16 protein-coding genes are annotated in these 18,447 nt (G+C 47.6%); 12 read left to right on the top strand and 4 right to left on the bottom strand.

Translation table 11 applies throughout. The features are described from left to right. Nucleotides 1-121: 121 nt before the first annotated feature. Together IEW26_RS22285 and IEW26_RS22280 are read right to left on the bottom strand one after the other, a co-directional pair. Complete coding sequence (locus IEW26_RS22285; RefSeq protein ID WP_188593954.1) at nucleotides 122-976, bottom strand: helix-turn-helix transcriptional regulator; 855 nt, start codon at nucleotides 974-976, stop codon at nucleotides 122-124. Nucleotides 977-1,182: 206 nt separating this feature from the next. Next, complete coding sequence (locus IEW26_RS22280) at nucleotides 1,183-2,280, bottom strand: GntR family transcriptional regulator (protein WP_188594043.1); 1,098 nt, start codon at nucleotides 2,278-2,280, stop codon at nucleotides 1,183-1,185. Nucleotides 2,281-2,782: 502 nt separating this feature from the next. On the opposite strand from IEW26_RS22280, the gene IEW26_RS22275 reads away from it, so the two are divergent. From IEW26_RS22275 to IEW26_RS22245, 7 genes are all read left to right on the top strand, one after another. Further along, nucleotides 2,783-4,390 (top strand): xylulokinase, encoded by a 1,608-nt coding sequence (locus IEW26_RS22275; protein ID WP_188594042.1) that lies wholly within the window; start codon nucleotides 2,783-2,785, stop codon nucleotides 4,388-4,390. Between the two features lie 2 nt (nucleotides 4,391-4,392). After that, a complete protein-coding gene (locus IEW26_RS22270) occupies nucleotides 4,393-5,088 on the top strand; it encodes an L-ribulose-5-phosphate 4-epimerase (protein WP_145405064.1) in 696 nt (231 codons plus the stop codon). Between the two features lie 416 nt (nucleotides 5,089-5,504). Further along, on the top strand, nucleotides 5,505-6,929 hold the full coding sequence (gene araA / locus IEW26_RS22265; RefSeq protein ID WP_188593953.1) for an L-arabinose isomerase: 1,425 nt from the start codon (nucleotides 5,505-5,507) through the stop codon (nucleotides 6,927-6,929). A 185-nt stretch (nucleotides 6,930-7,114) separates the two neighbouring features. Continuing rightward, complete coding sequence (locus IEW26_RS22260; protein ID WP_188593952.1) at nucleotides 7,115-7,876, top strand: AAC(3) family N-acetyltransferase; 762 nt, start codon at nucleotides 7,115-7,117, stop codon at nucleotides 7,874-7,876. Between the two features lie 101 nt (nucleotides 7,877-7,977). After that, nucleotides 7,978-8,250, top strand: a complete 273-nt coding sequence (locus IEW26_RS22255) for a type II toxin-antitoxin system Phd/YefM family antitoxin (protein WP_188593951.1) — start codon at nucleotides 7,978-7,980, stop codon at nucleotides 8,248-8,250. Next, nucleotides 8,234-8,560 (top strand): type II toxin-antitoxin system RelE/ParE family toxin, encoded by a 327-nt coding sequence (locus tag IEW26_RS22250; protein WP_188593950.1) that lies wholly within the window; start codon nucleotides 8,234-8,236, stop codon nucleotides 8,558-8,560. The genes IEW26_RS22255 and IEW26_RS22250 overlap by 17 nt, the downstream gene beginning before the upstream one ends. A gap of 324 nt (nucleotides 8,561-8,884) precedes the next feature. Beyond that, complete coding sequence (locus IEW26_RS22245; protein WP_188593949.1) at nucleotides 8,885-10,585, top strand: histidine kinase N-terminal 7TM domain-containing diguanylate cyclase; 1,701 nt, start codon at nucleotides 8,885-8,887, stop codon at nucleotides 10,583-10,585. Between the two features lie 511 nt (nucleotides 10,586-11,096). On the opposite strand, the gene IEW26_RS22240 is transcribed toward IEW26_RS22245, so the two are convergent. Both IEW26_RS22240 and IEW26_RS22235 read right to left on the bottom strand, forming a co-directional pair. After that, on the bottom strand, nucleotides 11,097-11,816 hold the full coding sequence (locus IEW26_RS22240; RefSeq protein WP_188593948.1) for a hypothetical protein: 720 nt from the start codon (nucleotides 11,814-11,816) through the stop codon (nucleotides 11,097-11,099). 103 nt (nucleotides 11,817-11,919) lie between these two features. Continuing rightward, complete coding sequence (locus tag IEW26_RS22235; protein WP_188593947.1) at nucleotides 11,920-12,306, bottom strand: hypothetical protein; 387 nt, start codon at nucleotides 12,304-12,306, stop codon at nucleotides 11,920-11,922. Nucleotides 12,307-13,241: 935 nt separating this feature from the next. On the opposite strand from IEW26_RS22235, the gene nikA reads away from it, so the two are divergent. From nikA to IEW26_RS22210, 5 genes are read left to right on the top strand one after another with little or no spacing between them, the layout of a single operon-like run. Next, nucleotides 13,242-14,807 carry a nickel ABC transporter substrate-binding protein gene (gene nikA / locus IEW26_RS22230; RefSeq protein ID WP_188593946.1) on the top strand — a complete coding sequence of 522 codons (1,566 nt, stop codon included), beginning with the start codon at nucleotides 13,242-13,244 and terminating at the stop codon, nucleotides 14,805-14,807. Continuing rightward, complete coding sequence (gene nikB, locus IEW26_RS22225; RefSeq protein ID WP_188593945.1) at nucleotides 14,807-15,754, top strand: nickel ABC transporter permease; 948 nt, start codon at nucleotides 14,807-14,809, stop codon at nucleotides 15,752-15,754. The genes nikA and nikB overlap by 1 nt, the downstream gene beginning before the upstream one ends. After that, nucleotides 15,751-16,605 carry a nickel transporter permease gene (gene nikC, locus IEW26_RS22220; protein WP_188593944.1) on the top strand — a complete coding sequence of 285 codons (855 nt, stop codon included), beginning with the start codon at nucleotides 15,751-15,753 and terminating at the stop codon, nucleotides 16,603-16,605. Before nikB ends, nikC begins: the two co-directional genes overlap by 4 nt. Next, a complete protein-coding gene (locus IEW26_RS22215; protein WP_188593943.1) occupies nucleotides 16,602-17,402 on the top strand; it encodes an ABC transporter ATP-binding protein in 801 nt (266 codons plus the stop codon). Before nikC ends, IEW26_RS22215 begins: the two co-directional genes overlap by 4 nt. Then, on the top strand, nucleotides 17,399-18,181 hold the full coding sequence (locus tag IEW26_RS22210) for an ABC transporter ATP-binding protein (protein WP_188593942.1): 783 nt from the start codon (nucleotides 17,399-17,401) through the stop codon (nucleotides 18,179-18,181). The genes IEW26_RS22215 and IEW26_RS22210 overlap by 4 nt, the downstream gene beginning before the upstream one ends. Nucleotides 18,182-18,447 lie beyond the last annotated feature (266 nt).

Below are 18,447 nucleotides of genomic sequence, written 5' to 3'. Positions count from 1 at the left end.
CATGCTTATACTAGTAACGGCAGTACCAGGATGAGGTATTATTTCGGTTGTCTTGTATAGAACTACTGTGGTAATGAAGAGTAGATAAATCGAATTTTGGAAGAGAAGAGATTAGGGAGATTTAAGGTTCCTGTCCCTTGACTGGAGAATAGATGCACAGATGCAGATCCGGATGATCCAGGGTGAAGGATAGAGATTTAATATCGTATATATTTACTTGATCCTGGTCAGGAAGTTGGTAGAATACGCGCGTAACCCGTTTTGCCTCTACTCGGTGCAGCTCCCACAACGATGCAAATTCAGGACTTTCTTTGGAAAGATTGTCTACAAACTGGGGAAACCACGGATCATGTGCATATTTGTCGTATGAGGTACGGAATATGGCAACAGAATGTGCCGCCATCTCCTCCCAATTGAGAATTCGAGCGCGCATTTCAGGATCTGTAAACAGGCTGGATATCATGTTACGTTGCTTTGGCACACGTGAAGTGAAGTCCAGTAGGTACTTGTCGACAGATGTGTTCCAGGCAAGCAGTTCGGCACGATCGTTAGTGATGAACGCAGGAAAAGCCATCTGATTCACAATCTCCTGCCAAGGTTGAGTGATCTCTGAGGTAATTGGCGGCGCCATCCCAGGTTCATTGCCATTCCATAGGCCGAGCAGATGGGTGTACTCGTCGGGAGACAACTGAAGAGCCCGGCCGATGCTCTCAATAACTTCTCGAGAGACGGCTACCTCTCGACCCTGTTCCAGATACGTATAATATGTTGCGCTAACTCCTGCCAATATGGCAACCTCTTCCCGGCGTAACCCAGGTGTCCGGCGTTGCCTATAAGTCTTGGCCAGTCCTACCTGCTCCGGTTGAAGCCGTGCGCGTCGTGATTTTAGATAATCTCCCAAGGTTTTGGCACGCATGCTGTTCAAGTCCACAGGTGACAGATGCGCTGGTTGTGATAGGCCGTTCGTTTCAACCATGACGATATCACCTCCTGAGCTCTTTTTATTCTGAATTGTATTGCTCTAAACTTGAATCTGTACGGTATCCGTAAGATATATGTTACTCCGTAACCCATTCATTATATCACTTACTAATGGCTCACAAAATCTTCTGTGCTTGCGGTGTAGAGTAGTAATAAGGGCAAGGAAGGGCAGGAGTATAGGTATATCATGAAAATACTTGCTTACTCGATCTCCATCTCCATCTCCTTCACCGTCTCACCCTCCACCAGTTCAGGCTGATAGTAGGTTTGGTTGGGCAGGTCCTTCTTGCCCTGCAGCTTGCGGATCACCCAATCGGCAGCGTCACTGCCCATCTGCTCCTGGGGGTGAGTGAGGGTAGTAAGACGGATATTGGCGTTTTTGGCAATGTAGGAGTTGTCCTGACCAATGATCGACAGTTCTTCCGGGATTAAAATGCCAAGCTGCCGACAGGCATGCACCACTTCCAGCCCGACCTCATCGTTGTAGCAGACAATCGCGGTGAGCGCATCCCGATTTTCCTGCAAATAGGCTGTCACATTCGCGGACAGATCAGGCTTCGATGCGGTATCAAATGAGAGCACATGCTCAGGGCTGAACCGCAGTTTTGCTTCGCCCAGTGCCTTAATGTACCCTTTCATTCGGTACTTGCCCTGCAGATCGTCCATTTTGGCAATGATGCCAATCTGGGTATGACCTTTGGAGACTAACTCCCGGGTCGCGAGATAACTGGACTGCACATCATCCAGACAGAAGAAGGGTACCTCGAGTTCCTCATAGAACGCATTAATCATCGCAAACGGCACATCCTGCTCCTTAAATGAAAGGTAGTACGCAATATTCGGGTTGTACAGATTACTCTTCGTCGGCTCAACAATCAGACCATCCACACCGTAGGACAGCATCATCTCAAGTGCCTTTTTTTCTTGTGCAACATCGTTGTTGGTACTGGCGAGCAATAGAGAGTAGTTGTCCTCATTCAGACGACGCTCGATGCCGCGAATAATGGATGGAAAGATGTAATCCGAAATATAGGTGGTGATGACACCGATCGTCTTTTTGGAAGTGCTGCCGCCCGTCCGCGAGCGGTACTGATGACTGACATAGGTGCCCGATCCCTTTTCGCTGCGTAAAAATCCTTCGTTGGACAGCTCCAAAATGGCCTTCCGTACCGTCTGGCGGCTCACATTGTAGCTGTCCTGCAATGCCGATTCCGTAGGAATCTGTTCACCAACGGTGTATGTGCCAGATAGAATATGGCTTTTTATATCATCAATAATGACTTGGTATTTAGGCTTCACAAGGTCCACTTCTTTCGTTGTATCTTCTATATATATTGAACTAAAAGGGTACGGCGCAAGCACTCTGGTCGCAGAACGATACGGAGAGCTGCTGTATTCCTGAATGAAACGTTCAAGTTGTACGTACATATTCTAGCATGATTCGTTTTACTTGCAAGCAAAACCGTACATTTTACCAAAAGATACGTACAACCAGAATGCACTTTGTCGAATTAAACCTAACATTTATACAGTATGAATTTACAAAAATTCATTGATGTAACCACATATTTTATCATATCCATCTATTGTGAGTATAACTTGTATATTTCATTGACAAATGTACGTACAAAAAATATACTAAGGCTGTCAGAAAAGGAAAGCGCATTCTTGGAATGCTGAAATAGAATATAGCCATGAACGTAAGTAGAGCTGTGTTGTGTGACAGTTTGCAGCTGATTAGATGCCATTCTTAGGACGTAAATGGCGACCAGAGAGGGGATATTCGGAAGTGACGAGTCAGATGGATGTGGAAGAGGCGATCGCCAAGGGTGCGACCTCGCTTGGAATTGAGCTTGGATCAACGCGTATTAAAGCGGTCTTGATTGATGAGCATTTTGAAACGATTGCCTCGGGCAGTTATGAATGGGAGAACCAGCTGAAGGACGGGTACTGGACGTACAATCAGGAGGATATCATCACTGGGCTGCAAACGGCTTATCGTGAGTTGAAGCAGGATGTGCAGCAGAAGTATGGCGCTTCGCTGACAACCGTGGGCTCCATTGGCTTCTCGGCGATGATGCACGGATATATTGCGCTGGATCAGGCAGGGAAGATGCTTGTACCTTTCCGTACATGGCGCAATTCAACGACGGGTGCGGCTGCACGCGAGCTGACAGAGCTGCTGCAGTTTAACATTCCGGAGCGCTGGAGCATTGCGCATCTGTATCAGGCCATTTTGAATGAAGAAGAGCATGTATCCCGTATTGATTACCTGACCACGCTGGCGGGTTATATCCACTGGCTGCTTACAGGCAACAAGGCCATTGGTATTGGCGATGCATCGGGTATGTTCCCGATTGATGAGACAACACATAACTACCATCCGGCGATGATCCGGCAGTTTGATGAGCATATCGCTGGCAAAGGTTATCCGTGGAAGGTCGAGGATTTGCTGCCTAAAGTATATCTCGCAGGCGATCATGCAGGTTCACTCACGGAAGCTGGAGCGAAGCTGCTTGACCCGTCAGGAGAGCTGGTTGCCGGTATTCCACTGTGTGCACCAGAGGGTGACGCAGGAACAGGTATGGTTGCGACAAACAGTGTACGCAAACGCACAGGGAATATCTCGGTGGGCACATCGGTATTTGCCATGATCGTACTGGAGAAAGAGCTGTCCAGCGTATATCCCGAGATTGATATGGTGACTACGCCAGATGGCAGTCCGGTCGGTATGGTGCATGCCAATAACTGCTCCAGTGATCTGAATGCGTGGATCGGATTGTTCCGCGAATTCGCTCAGGCGATGGGCATGGAGGCCGATTCCGGCAAGCTGTTCAGCGTATTGTTTAACAAGGCACTTGAGGCCGACCCGGATGGGGGCGGATTGCTCAGTTATGGATACTACTCCGGCGAAAATATTACAGGACTGGAGCAGGGACGTCCGTTGTTCGTCCGCTCCCCGGAAAGCAATTTTAACCTGGCGAATTTCATGCGTACTCATCTGTTCAGTGCCTTCGGCGCGCTCAAGATCGGCATGGACATTCTGACCGAGAAGGAGCAAGTAGCGATCGACAGCATTCTGGCGCATGGCGGTCTGTTCAAGACCCCTGTGGTGGGACAGCGAATTGTGGCCGCGGCTATGAACGTTCCGGTATCGGTAATGTCTACCGCCGGGGAAGGCGGGGCATGGGGAATGGCTTTGCTCGCGTCGTACCTGAAAAATAAAGGTGAGCAAGAAACGTTGGACGTTTTCCTGGAGCAGAAGGTGTTCAAGGATGTGGAAGGGGTCGAAGTGGCGCCGGAAGCAGCTGATGTAAAGGGATTCGAAGCATTTATCGAACGCTACCGAAGCGGACTTGCCATTGAGCACGCCGCTGTAGAGCATCTGGTAGAGAACGGAGGAAACTGAACATGTTAGAGCAACTGAAGCAAGAGGTATACGAGGCCAATCTGGAGCTGCCCAAGCACGGACTGGTGAAATTCACTTGGGGCAATGTCAGCGCGATTGATCGGGAAAGCGGTCTGTTCGTCATTAAACCAAGCGGAGTCGATTATGACAAAATGAAAGCCAGCGACATGGTTGTGGTCGATCTCGACGGCAATGTGGTTGAAGGGGAGATGAGACCTTCCTCGGACACAGCAACCCACGCTGTGTTATATAAACACTACAAGGAAATCGGCGGTATTGTGCATACGCACTCCACATGGGCAACCATCTGGGCACAGGCAGGTCTGGATGTGCCTGTCATGGGTACAACACATGCGGATACGTTCTACGGGGCAGTTCCTTGTGCCCGCTTCCTGACTCAGGACGAGATCGATCGTGGATACGAAGCCGAGACAGGACGTGTGATCATTGAAACCTTTGAACAGCGTGGACTGGATGTAATGGCGATTCCTGCTGTGCTGCTGCATGGTCATGCGCCATTTACATGGGGCAAGGATGCCAAGTCGGCCGTGGTGAACAGCGTCGTACTGGAGGAAGTGTGCAAAATGAACCTGTACGCACGTCAGCTGAACAACTTTGCGAAAGAACTGCCGCAAGGCATTCTGGATAAACACTACCTGCGCAAACACGGCAAGGACGCGTACTACGGCCAGAAGTAAATTTACACCATTAACGGAGCAGACAGAAAAAGCTGTAGAAGCGAAGCGTTCACCTTTATCACCGGAGTTCCCCTTCATATAAGGGATTCAAAGAAATCTGGGGATGACAGCGATCGGAAGATTGTTCTGGCTGCGTAGTGACCTGGTGTAACCACCCTGCCCAACCCGAAGTTGAATAACCCTTTTTACACCACTAACGGAGAGTGAAGAACCAATCTGTAGAAGCGAAGCGTTCGCGTTTATCATCGGATTTTCCCCTTTAGAGGGGAATGTAGAGAAATCCGAGGATAACCAGCGATCGAAAGATGGTACTGCAATCGGAGTGACTAGGTGTAACCAACCTATCCAACTGCAATCGGAGTGACTAGGTGTAACCAACCTATCCAACTATAATCTAATGAAATGAGGATGATTCCATGTCAGCAACAGCAGCAAAAGAGTTTTGGTTCGTCGTCGGTTCCCAGCATTTGTACGGAGAAGAGGCACTTGGTGAGGTTAAAGCAAACGCACAGAAAATTACAGATGCCCTCAACGCGAGTGGCGTACTGCCTTACCCGCTTGTATTGCAAGACCTGGCTGTAACGGCAGACAAAATCACCAGCATTATGAAAGAAGTCAACTACCGTGACGAAGTAGCGGGTGTAATCACTTGGATGCACACCTTCTCGCCAGCAAAAATGTGGATTCGCGGCACCAAATTGCTGCAGAAGCCGCTTCTTCACCTCGCAACGCAATATAACGAGAGTATTCCATGGGCGACAATTGACATGGATTTCATGAACCTGAACCAAGCAGCGCACGGTGACCGTGAGTATGGCTTCATTAATGCGCGCTTGAGAAAACAAAATAAAATCGTTGTGGGCTACTGGGAGCGTCCGGAAGTGCAGCAGCAGGTTGCAGACTGGATGGACGTGGCGGTTGCGTACAACGAGAGCTTTAATATCAAAGTCGCTCGTTTTGGCGACAACATGCGTAACGTAGGTGTGACCGAAGGGGATAAAGTTGAAGCTCAAATCCAGTTTGGCTGGACGGTAGATTACTATGGCATCGGTGATCTTGTAGAGTACGTGAACGCGGTAACTGAGCAAGAAATCGATGCGCTGATCTCCGAATATGCAGACCTGTATGAGTTCGATTATGGAACCAACAGCAAGGAAGCATGGGAAGCTAGCGTACGTGTGCAAGCTAGCTATGAAATTGCGATCAAAAAATTCTTGGATAACGGCGGTTACACAGCCTTTACGACCAACTTTGAAGACCTGCATGGCATGAAGCAGCTTCCGGGTCTGGCGGTACAACGCCTGATGTCGCAAGGCTACGGTTTCGCGGGTGAAGGGGACTGGAAAACAGCCGCACTGGATCGTTTGCTGAAAATTATGGCTCACAATGAAAACACAGGCTTCATGGAAGATTACACATATGAAATGGCATCGGGTCAAGAAGCGATTCTGCAATCGCACATGCTTGAGGTTGACCCGACACTCGCCAGCACGAAACCAAGAATCATCGTGTCTCCACTCGGTATTGGCGATCGTGAAGACCCGGCTCGTCTCGTATTTGACGGTAAAGCCGGTGAGGGTGTTGTGGTATCCATGGCAGACTTCGGTACGCATTACAAATTGCTGATTAACGAAGTATCCGCCTTCGAACCAACTGTACCAGCACCAAATCTGCCAGTTGCACGTGTATTGTGGACAGTGAAGCCGAACTTCCAGGACGGAGTTAAAGCCTGGATCGAAAACGGCGGTGGACACCATACCGTTGTATCCTTGAACCTGACGACAGATCAGATCATCACGTATGCGAAGCTGGTGAATCTGGAGTACGTTGTAATCAAATAGTTGTAATCCCGTTGTACCTGAAGTATGATCAGATTATAACAAGATGAAGCTTGCCAGTCATATACGACATGGCGCGAGCAGTGACTTGCCGTATAAAAAATGCATATCCAGAGACCGAGAGATAATCTCGGTCCTTTGTTTATTTTGCGGCAAATCGTTCTATTTTTAAGGAGGTTTATTTCAATATGACACATACATATGAAAGTCTTACGGCTCAGCTGGAGGCGCTGGGCATAGATCGCCATGGCACATTACTGATGCATTCCTCCATGAAGAGTATGGGCGATGTGGAAGGCGGAGCAGGTACCGTGCTGGATGCGCTGAGCGACTATATGAAGGACGGGCTGCTGGTGCTGCCCACACATACATGGTCAACCATTAACAAAGACAACCCAATGTTCCACGTGGAAACTTCTTCCTGCTGTGTTGGCATTCTGCCGGAATTATTCCGCAAACGTGCTAACGTTATCCGTTCCTGGCATCCGACTCACTCGGTAGCCGCTTTAGGGAAAGATGCGCGGGCGTTCACACAGGACGATCATCTCTTCGATACGCCGTGTGCACGTGGTTCTGCATGGGGCAAGCTGCTCGATCGCAAAGCGACAATTCTCCTGGTAGGCGTGGACCTGAAACGGAATACGTTTATCCATGGTATTGAGGAATGGGTCGATATTCCTGGCAGGATGACCGATGATCATGAGATGCTTTATACGGTTTTGCCGGATGGAAGGCAGATTTCAGTGCCCTCCCGCAGACATTGCGGTTTATCTTGGTCAGAGCATTTCTGGAAAGTAGATGAGGTACTGGTTCAAGCAGGAGCCATGCACAAAGGCAGCTTCGGTGATGCGGTTGCGAGTGTATGTGATGCCGCCAGAACAACCGAGGTGCTTACGGAGATGCTGAAGGAAAACCCGGATCTGTTCTCGGACAATGAGCCGCTGTCATAAGGAAGAAACGGATTTTTATGAAAAAAATGAATTAGAAAGTTCACATATTATAATGATATAATATAGTCAGAATAAAGTTATGAGAGGAAGGAGTTTTGATTATGCACATAAAGCCTTCTACTACAATTCGCCAAGATTATAATGGCTTTTCGAAATTTTGCCATGAGCTAGATGAACCAGTTGTCCTGACACGTAACGGAGAAGCAGACTTGGTCGTAATGAGCCATGAAGCATACCGAAGAATGGAGGCTAGATACAAGCTTCAATCCAAGTTGTTGGTTGCGGAAAAACAGGTTGCTGAAGGTCAAGAACTGCTTGATCATGACCAAGTCATGGCTAGAATGCGGAGAAAAATAAATGAAGCCAAAAAGTAAAATTATTTATTCTCCAGCTGCTGTAGATGACTTAGACGAAATCTTTTCGTATATATCACATGAGAATGCTTCCGCCGCAGAAAACATGTTACAGAAGCTTGATAACTCCATTGGTAACCTTGCTGACTTTCCTAATATGGGATCGGTACTGCAAGAAGACGAATATAGCCTGATATCAAGAGGGTATCGTTTTATAACTGCGGAACCCTATCTCGTTTTTTATCGACTTCTTGGTGAAACGATTGTTATACATCGGATTTTGCATGGGCGGAGAGATTACTTGCGCGAATTGTTTGAATCTTTTCAATAAAATAGATCACTTATCCCGTTCCACGCTGGAGGACGCTCAGTTGAAGCTGGGCGTTTTTTCTGGCCTATAGCCTTCAAAATCCTTCATGAAAGTGCAAAATAGATCGTGATTTCAATCAGAGGTTGGTCGAGCTTCCAGTCAATGGGCTACTCAGCGTATCAGGGGTGTGGTACGATATGGGTAATTTAACCATTAGAAAAATAGAAGCACAGCAGATTTATCCATTTAGATAGATTTTTATTGAAGTATCGACGTTTGGCAGCATGTCGGAATGATTCCTGATTAACCATGGAATGATTGTCGCATCCAAGAAGGAGAAGATTCGTGAACCCATTAGTGTGGTATGATCTTTCGTTGTTCGTGCTATTGTTCGGTGTGGGCGTGTATGTGTTTGTTACGGCTAGAATTACCAATTTACATAAAGTTTATTTTTTGTTTCACGGTTTGATGATGATGTGGCCGTTCTGTCAGTTTGCGGTGACGTTAACCGATAATCCGGACCTGCAGTTGTTTTATGTTTTGCTGGCGTTTGTCGCCGTCTCTTTGCTAGGCAGTGGTTGGCTGTTGTTGACGCTTTTTATTACGGGGTATGCAGAAAGGCTGAGCAATTCCAGGCTTGCTCTTCTGTTTGTGCCCGCTGTGATTGGAGCGATCGGGGTTGTGGCGAATCCTTGGCATGATTTTGTCATGCCGCTAAAGGGAGAATACATTGAGCGTGCTTATGGGCCATGGTTCTGGGTTGTCATGTGTATTCTGGTGTCTTATTTCCTGGTTTCGCTTGTGATTATGTTTCGGGCCGTATTCTCGTCCAAGACGCCTTCAATGATTAAAAAACAGGTCAAGATCACCCTCTGGGGAATTTTCGTTCTGGCTATGTTTGCAACACTGGATGCCGTTCTGAATGTGCTGTTGAGCCGCTGGCTGCCGATTATTCCGGGCCTGACGTCTTTGGGGATTTTCTCTTCCGATCTGTTCTTTGTATATGTGATCAAAAGGTACAACGTCTTCGACCTCGTCTCTATCGCCCATGAGGACGTCATTAATACGATTCCGTATGGCATCCTGGTGCTGGATGAGAACGAAGTCATTGTTGAGGTGAACAAGGCCTCCAAGTCTTTTATTCAGCGGTATGCGGGCGATTTGTGGAATATGGAGGAATTTCTGGCCGGGGTGCATATTGAGGACCGGGTAGAAGCAGAGCTGTTTTTAAATGAATATCGGTTGAAAAAAAATATATTCTCCAAGATCGAAGTGGTCATGGAGCAGGGGAAGGCGGCGCGCCATTTCATCGTGCAATCGTCTCCGATTGTGGATGCTGCGCTGGTTCCGATCGGACATCTGCTCACATTTCAGGATGTATCTCAGGAGCGATTCTATGCCAGAACGATGCACCGGCAGAACGAGACGCTGCAAGAACGCAATCAGGCGCTTGACCGGATTCGCCATGAATTGTCCGAGGCCAATCGCAAGCTGGAGGAGCTGGTGCTTACAGACAGTCTGACACAGTGTTATAACCGTCGCTACCTGACACAGCATTTGAATCATGAAGTGCTCACCAACCTGCAATATAAAACGCCTTTTTCCTTGATGCTGCTGGATATCGACCATTTCAAGGCGATCAATGATCATTATGGTCATGTGATTGGAGATGAAGTGCTTGTACGTACCGCAGAAGCAGTTCGTGGTTCTGTGCGCAGTACGGATATTCTTACCCGCTATGGTGGAGAGGAATTCATGATCTACCTGCCGCATACCGAGCATGGCCTCGCGATTGAGATTGCGGAGCGTGTAAGGAAAGCTGTCGAGTCTAACCGTATGGCGGTGAACCATGAGAGCGGCAGTGTATCCATTACGATCAGCATCGGTATTTTGTCCATTGAGGATTTTGCGTATGAGCATGTGCCCGAGGATGGCGAAGGGTATCTGGTCCAGCTCTTTGATGCGGTAGACAAGGCACTGTATCAGGCGAAGCAGAAGGGCCGTAACCGGGTGGAGTTCGGGATGCTGGAGCGGGGTGTGGTTTGAGAAGGTGAATACGTAAAAGGAGACATGAGTTCAAGAGTAGGTTTTTTTAGATTTATGGTGCAATGCATGCCTTCAAGGAATCCATATTTCCCGAACAAAAGTACCTGGACATAAAAGTATGATCTCATTTGATAATGTAATGAGTATAAAAGAGCAGTGCCGATGTATACCGCAATAGAACCTTTCTGAAGACTCGGAGAGAATAGCAAGAATCTCGGGGAGTTATGACTATATCTTGATTCGAGTAGATATTCTAAGTATCTGGGGCAAAACAAGCAAAATGCACAAGTACCCAGTATATGTTGAGGTTTATGATGGTCTTGGTTCTGAACAATTTTTTATCTTGCCCCGTTAGAAATTTTAATTATTTTCACCTATATAGGAAATATTCCAACACAAGTAGATCATGTAAGTATTACGAGAGATTTTTAATTTTAGAAGAAATACGAAATTAGTAAAAAAAATCCACAAATTAATGTGGATCTTTTTTCGTTAATTCACCTTTGTTATCTTATTTCTCAACTGAAGCTTGGATCTGAAAACTTCCTAAGATTGTTTCGCCATCTTTATCATAAAGATTGATTGAACTCAAATTATTATTTTCTGCGGCTAAAGCTTCCTCAGGAGAATTATAATCAGGGAAAAGCTCTTTGGCACGAACATACCCTTCAATCCCTTCATCATTCTTCGCTAAAATAAGATCAGGTTCATAACCAATTGTTGCCGCTAAGTTACCGGATCCATATGTTTCGCCATTTTTGTTTACTTTATATGTAGGAGTGGAGTTCAAACTTTTAATGGTGATGATAGGTGACTTATAAGCATATTTGGTTGTATATCCATTTCCGGTGTACATTTTTACAAGACCATAGCTATAATAAGATCCTTTTGTACTAGTGCCCGTAGAAACTGTAAAAACAAGCTGTTCAGAGGTGGAGTATTCAGTCTGTCCAGAAGCTCTAAGCGTGTCGTTCGAATCGTAGACCCTTGCTTGCGCACCCATATAACCAGCAGGGATCTTCTCGTCACTATATTTACTAGCAATAGTGGTATATGCATAGTACGGAGGAGAAGTAGAGTCACTAGACTGAGAATAGTACACATATGTATAGCCTTTGACAGTAGCTTCTTGTTTGTCTGAGTTTGCTGCACTTGCAGGAGATAGGTTAAATAAACTAACTAAACTCACTGCTAGTAACACCCTAGAAAATCCAGAGAATAAGTTTTTCAAAAGAATCTCTCCATTCATTTAGTATGATGATAGAAAATTGATTGTGATATATACAGGTAAATACAAATAATGTAAATTGTGCAGATTCTCTAGGATGCAAGTCTTATTCAGTTGTTGTGATTTCAAATTGACCAATAACTGTTTTACCGTCTTTGTCATATAGCGGTATTAGTTGGTTCCCTTGTTCTTGTTCCAACTGTCTTTTAACTGCTTCTTCGGGTGTTGCAGGATCAGAACCAATAAGATCTGATGAAAGTACATAACCGGTCTTACCATCAACACCTTTCGCAAAGACCAAATCAGGTGCCACTAATGGATCCAAAGATTTCCCGTAAGTTTGTCCAGACTCATTAACTGGATATAACTCCTGAGCTTTTTGGGTAACATCAGATTCGTTTGTATCAGATTTATCCCCAAAAACTGATGCAGAGAGAATAACTATTAACGCAACTGCAGAAAGCAAAGCAACAAGAGGTCTTTTAAAATTCAATACAGCCACCTCCTCCCTTAACAGTACTTTTGATTAAATTACACATATATTTTATACCTTATTATAAATATTTGTAAATAATACTTATTTACTATTATATTTTGAATTTTATGGACGTTATATTTTGTCTTTCTGTTTAATGAATTTCTTAAAATTACTAAATTTACTTTTAATTGAAATGTTGATTGTATTCATATACATCTTTCTTTAAATTAAAAACAGGATGAAGTAGTTATTACGGAGGGCGATTCGATGAAAAGAACTCGCAAGAAAAGATCCTTGGACATACTGGGACGAATAGTTCTTTCGTGAGAAATGCGGGATACGATGCAAATCCAAATTGGGTATCCACTTGAGTTTTTTACTGGAAAGCACTCTCGAATTATTTGTTCCTCAACCTAATTGTGTTCTGCGCCGGAGCGGACTAAAATTACTGAATTATCTCCAATAACCACGAGTCAAGTGGATCAAAACGTTTGCGAGCAATATTCAGAGGTACGCTCCAAAACGCTTAATTACTCATGCAGATGAAATAACAGCTACCCAGGTATAGTCCAAAAACATATTGCAGAGAAATTGGTGATCAGCCAAGGATGCGTCTCCTGTAAAAAATAGAATTATTGGAAAATGTACCTTTGTTATTGATTGACGTAAAGTTGCATTATCATTTAGGAACTCAATACAGTTGTCTCAGGCCGCAGGAAAATTAAGTGCTGCCTCAATTAGAGGATGAATGCTGACCTTCTACTCCATATGAAACAAAAAACATACCCAATCCGCTCTCATTGGAGAGACGGATTTTTTTGAGTTCAATCAACCAAAATGTTCTTGTCAAAACGTAATCATTACGATAAGATAAAATTCATTGTTTAAATAGTAATTTTTACGATTATTGTCAAGGTTAATATTTATATTGAAGAGAAAGGGGTATTACCTTGTTTAAGAAAAAGAAGCCTTTGCTGGTGCTAATCTCCCTGGCCCTGAGTACAGCTGTACTGCTCAGTGCTTGTGAGACATCCACATCTAGTCCTGCCGCGCAGGATACCATGAATAACACAGCCGAGAAAAACGTTCACTTCCTATATAACTTCTCCACCAGCTCACTTGATCCGCATGTGGATTCTAGTTATGTACCGCTGCGTGCGGGAATTACGGAAACGCTGCTGCGTCTGGATGAGGACAATCTGACGGTTGCCCCATGGCTTGCCGAGAGCTGGGAAAGTAAAGATGGTCAGCACTGGACAATCAACCTGCGCGACAATGTGACGTTCCAGAATGGGAAACCAATGACGGGAGAAGCGGTTAAAGCATCGCTGGAGCGGGCGCTGAAAGAGAACGTAGCCATCCAGAACACACTGAAGATCGATACGATCAAGGCAGATGGGAACAAGCTTGAGATTACGACTACCCAGCCTTTCCCGGAGTTTGCCTCCGAGCTGGTTAACCCAAACACAGCGGTTATTTACGTTAGTGAACCGGACATCGTGAACAAGCCTATTGGTACAGGACCGTTCAAGCTGACATCCTTTACGCCAGGCAGCAAGCTGGAGCTCGAACGATATGATACATATTGGGACGGGGCCTCGCCGCTGGATTCCGTGACGTTTTCGTTTAATGAAGATGCCAATGCGCGATCCCTTGCCCTGAAATCTGGACAGGTCGATGTTGTCTACCGCCCGGAAGTGGAAAGCATGGAATCCCTTAAAGCAATTGACGGGTTAGAAGTCGAGTCCACATCCACGTTCCGCGTGCATCAGTTAACGATGAATATGCAGCGGGAGAGCATCAAGGATGTGAATGTTCGCCGTGCGCTGGATGCGTTGATTGACCGCAAAGGCATCGTCGATACGATTCTGCTCGGTTATGGTGAGCCTGCCATTGGCCCGTTCCTGCCATCGCTGCCGTTTGCGCCTAAATATACACATACAGCAGAAGAAACGGGCCTGGATACCGCTGTAAAATATCTTGGTGAAGCCGGCTACACCCAGCAAAACGGTGTAATGAGCAAAGACGGCAAACCACTCAAGCTGACACTGCTCACCTATTCGTCACGCGCTGATCTGCCACTGATCGCCCAGGTATTCCAGTCCGATGCAAAGAAAATTGGCATTGATGTGCAGATTCGCCAGATTGATACGCCGGAAGAGTATATGGCTTCCAACCGGGATTGGGATATCGCCACCTATAGTAATCTGACCGCTCCGCGTGGGGATGCTGGTTATTATCTGAATGCAACCTACCATCCTAAGGGTGCGCTGAACTTCAGTGGATCGGAGGACCCGGCCCTGACCAAGATCATCGACGAGCTCAATCTTACGGTTGAACCGCAGAAACGCGCGGAACTGGCGGAAAAAGCAGCCAATTATGTACATGACAACGTGCTGAACTCCTTCGTGCTGCATCCGGCTACGATTGTAGCTTACAACGGTAAAAAGGTGAAGAATTGGGTTACTACACGCAGTGAATATTACATGATTACGAACAAGCTGGATGTGATGTAATGTTTCGCATTTTGCTTCGCAAGTTTCTGGAGGTATTTGTATTTCTGCTTTTCATTATGTTTGTCGGTTTTCTGTTCGTTCGGCTGGCTCCCGGTGATCCGGTACTGACCATCCTGAACGTTGAAGAACTATCCGTCAGCAAGGAGCAAGTCGAAGCGCTGCGGGAGGAAATGGGCTTCAATGACTCACTTCCGGTGCAGTTTGGCCGCTGGCTGCTTGATTTTGTGAAAATGGATTTTGGGGTGTCCTACTCTACAGGCCAGCCAGTGATGCAGACACTTATGCGTGCGCTGCCAGCAACAGCGGAGCTAACGTTTGGTGCACTGCTGGTCATGCTGATGATTGCCATCCCGCTCGGTTCCCTGTCCGCACTCTATCGGGGCAGCTGGATCGATCAGGGCAGCCGCATCCTGTCCATCGTGGGTGCAGCCGTGCCCAGCTTCTGGCTGGGTCTGATCCTGATTGACCTGTTCGGGGTACGATTCGGCGGTTTACCAACGATGGGCCGGGACGGCTTCACCTCACTAGTACTGCCATCACTGACGCTGGGACTTGCCATCTCCAGCGTTTATGTGCGTCTGCTGCGATCCAGTCTGCTCGACTCGCTAAGTCAGGAGTTCGTACGGTCTGCCCGGGCCAGAGGGTTATCGGAGGGGCGTATCTTTTTCCTGCATGCCTTCAGGCATAGTCTGCCGCCAGTGATCACGGTATTTGGGGTCAGTCTGGGCAGTCTGATTGGCGGCGTTGTGGTCATTGAAGTGCTGTTTGCTTATCCGGGCATCGGCAAGCTGGTTGTCGATGCTATCCGCCAGCGCGATTATCCATTGATTCAGGGATATATCCTGATCATGGCCCTTATCGTATTCCTGGTGAATACCGCAGTTGATCTGTCGTACCGTTATTTAAATCCCGAGATGAAACTGAAGGAAAAGGAGGCCCTCCGATGAAAACAATGCCACTGCATATGCCGTCTGCCAAAACAAAAAAGCATAACTGGCAGGCCATCATCGGCATGCTGTTTGCACTGCTCGTTATCGTGGCCTCCCTATATGCCTTTGTATATTTAAAACATGATCCCACCCTCACCGACTTGCGCGGCAGGCTGCAGGGGATGAGCGCGTTTCACCCGCTCGGCACCGACCATCTGGGCCGTGATGTACTGACACGTCTGCTTCTCGGCGGCAGTCAGACGCTCGGGTACAGTCTGCTTGCGCTCGCCGCAGCACTAATTATCGGCATTCCGTTTGGCCTGATCGCAGGCTACAAACGCGGTTGGATTGACAAGTTATTCATGCGTATTGCAGATGCGTTTCTTGCTTTTCCGGATACCATTGTCGCCATTGTGCTGAGCGGTCTGCTCGGAGCAGGGGTCGGCAATCTGGTGCTGGCGATTGTTATCGTGAAATGGGTGAGTTACGCTCGTCTGGTTCGAAGTACAGTTCTATCCGAGTCGCAAAAGGACTACATCCGTGTGGCTCGGACAAACGGGTTGTCCGATGCTCGAATCATGACCAAACATCTGCTGCCGCATATTGCAGGTCATGTGCTGGTGCTGGCGAGTCTGGATCTCGGCAAAATCATTCTGCTGATCTCATCCTTATCCTACATCGGACTCGGCGCACAGCCGCCAACACCCGAATGGGGAGCGATGCTGAACGACTCGCGTCCTTACTTCCAATCCAGACCTGAGCTGATGGTTTTCCCGGGGCTGGCAATTGTATCGGTTGTGCTGCTGGCAAATATGCTGGGCGACTACCTGAGAGACCGATTTGATGTGAAAAAGGAGGTGCAGTCATGATTCTCTCCATCGAGGAACTGAGCATCTTCAGCCGCGAGCGGACGATTGTGGACAGCGTGTCCCTTGCCGTCCGCGAAGGGGAATTCATGGCGCTCGTCGGGCAGAGCGGCAGTGGCAAAAGTTTGCTCTCGCAGGCCATCGGCCAACTGCTACCGCCTAATCTGCGCACGTCTGGATATGTGCTGTTCGAGGGCAGCAACCTGCTCGAATGGAAGCCGAAGGAGATGCGTGCACTGCGTGGACGTGACATATCCTATATTTTTCAAGACTATCAGGGAGCGTTCACACCGTTCCGCAGCATTGGCGGACACTTTGATGAATACCAGAAGGTGCATGGGGAGAAATCGGCATCGGTCCGTAAAAAGCGTGCCGCAGAAGCGCTGGAGTCTGTTGGACTCCACCCGGAGCTGCTTCGCCGCTATCCGTTCCAGCTGAGCGGCGGTCAGCTGCAGCGTGCATCCATCGCGACCTCGCTGATGCTCTCGCCGCGTCTGCTGATTGCTGACGAGGCCACAACCGCGCTGGATAGCATGTCCGCGCATCGCGTGCTTGAATTGCTCGCACGCAAACAGGCCGAGACAGGCTGTGCAATTCTGTTCATAACACATGATTGGCGGCATGTGCGTCGATATGCGAACCGCTTGTCTATCATGAAAGAAGGGCGAATCGTGGAATCAGGCGGCAAACATCGTATTCTGGATCATCCCCAGCATGAATATACACGCCAATTGATTGAAGCAGCTCCTGTGCTGAGTAATGAGTTGAAGTCCGGTTTGAAGGAGGTGGGTGCAGAATGAGAAGCCAAGACAGCCAAGTTGTGTTGCGTGTGGAACAGCTCGCTCGCACCTATGCTGGTGCGGAACATCCAGCCATAAACGATATCTCGTTCACCCTGAACCATGGCGAATGCCTGGGTCTTGTCGGAGAGAGTGGCTGTGGCAAAAGCACACTGGCCCGCTGTCTGCTGCGCATCGAGGATGCGGATTGTGGCACCATCCAGCTTGGGGGGCATGACATTGCCCGGCTGGATGGACGCCGGTTGCGTCCTCACCGCCGCCGCATTCAGATCGTTTTCCAGAATCCATCCGCCGCACTGAATCCGAAGCTCACCATCGGTGCGTCCCTGATCGACCCTTATGAGCAGCTCGGCCGGGACGCCAAGCTCGCTCACTTCACCTATACATCAAAGGAAGCTTACATCCGCCAGCTGCTAGAGGCGGTAGAGCTTCCGAGTGAACTGGCGAGCCGCTACCCGCATGAATTAAGCGGCGGTCAGCGGCAGCGTGTTACGATTGCGCGAGCCATCGGCATAGAGCCGGATGTTGTCATTCTGGACGAGCCGACAGCCAGTCTGGACGTCATATCACAGGGATCGATTCTGCAGCTCCTCACTGACCTGCGAACTTCGCTCGGCTTGTCCTACCTGTTCATCTCGCATGATCTGGCGGCGGTGCACCGGATGAGTCAGCGAATCATGGTCATGCAGTCAGGAGGCATTGTGGACCGCTTTGGTGCAGATACGTTGTTCGCCGAGGAACGCCATCCGTATACGAAGGAGCTCATCTCGATATTTTGAAGGCATAGCTTGTATACGTCTGCGGGCTGACTTCTTTCTATAATAAGAGCCGTGATGCGAGAGTGATTGTGCATACGGCTCTTTCGGTCTTTTTTTCAACATATACGGAGTTCCTTCTTTGCTTTGAACAAATAAATCTTTCAGGCCTATAACCGGGCTAACGAACCGCAGCAAACTAGCGTATACTGAAGGAATAGCAAATATCTTGAAATTGCATATTTAAATTGCTCACTATTATTGATACACTAGTTCAAGGTTATATTCAT

The sequence above is a fragment of the Paenibacillus silvae genome, from assembly GCF_014639235.1.
In the GTDB taxonomy this organism is placed as follows: Bacteria; Bacillota; Bacilli; order Paenibacillales; family Paenibacillaceae; genus Paenibacillus; species Paenibacillus silvae.
Note: the sequence above shows the minus strand (reverse complement) of the source record. Positions and strands in the feature narration are given on the sequence as shown.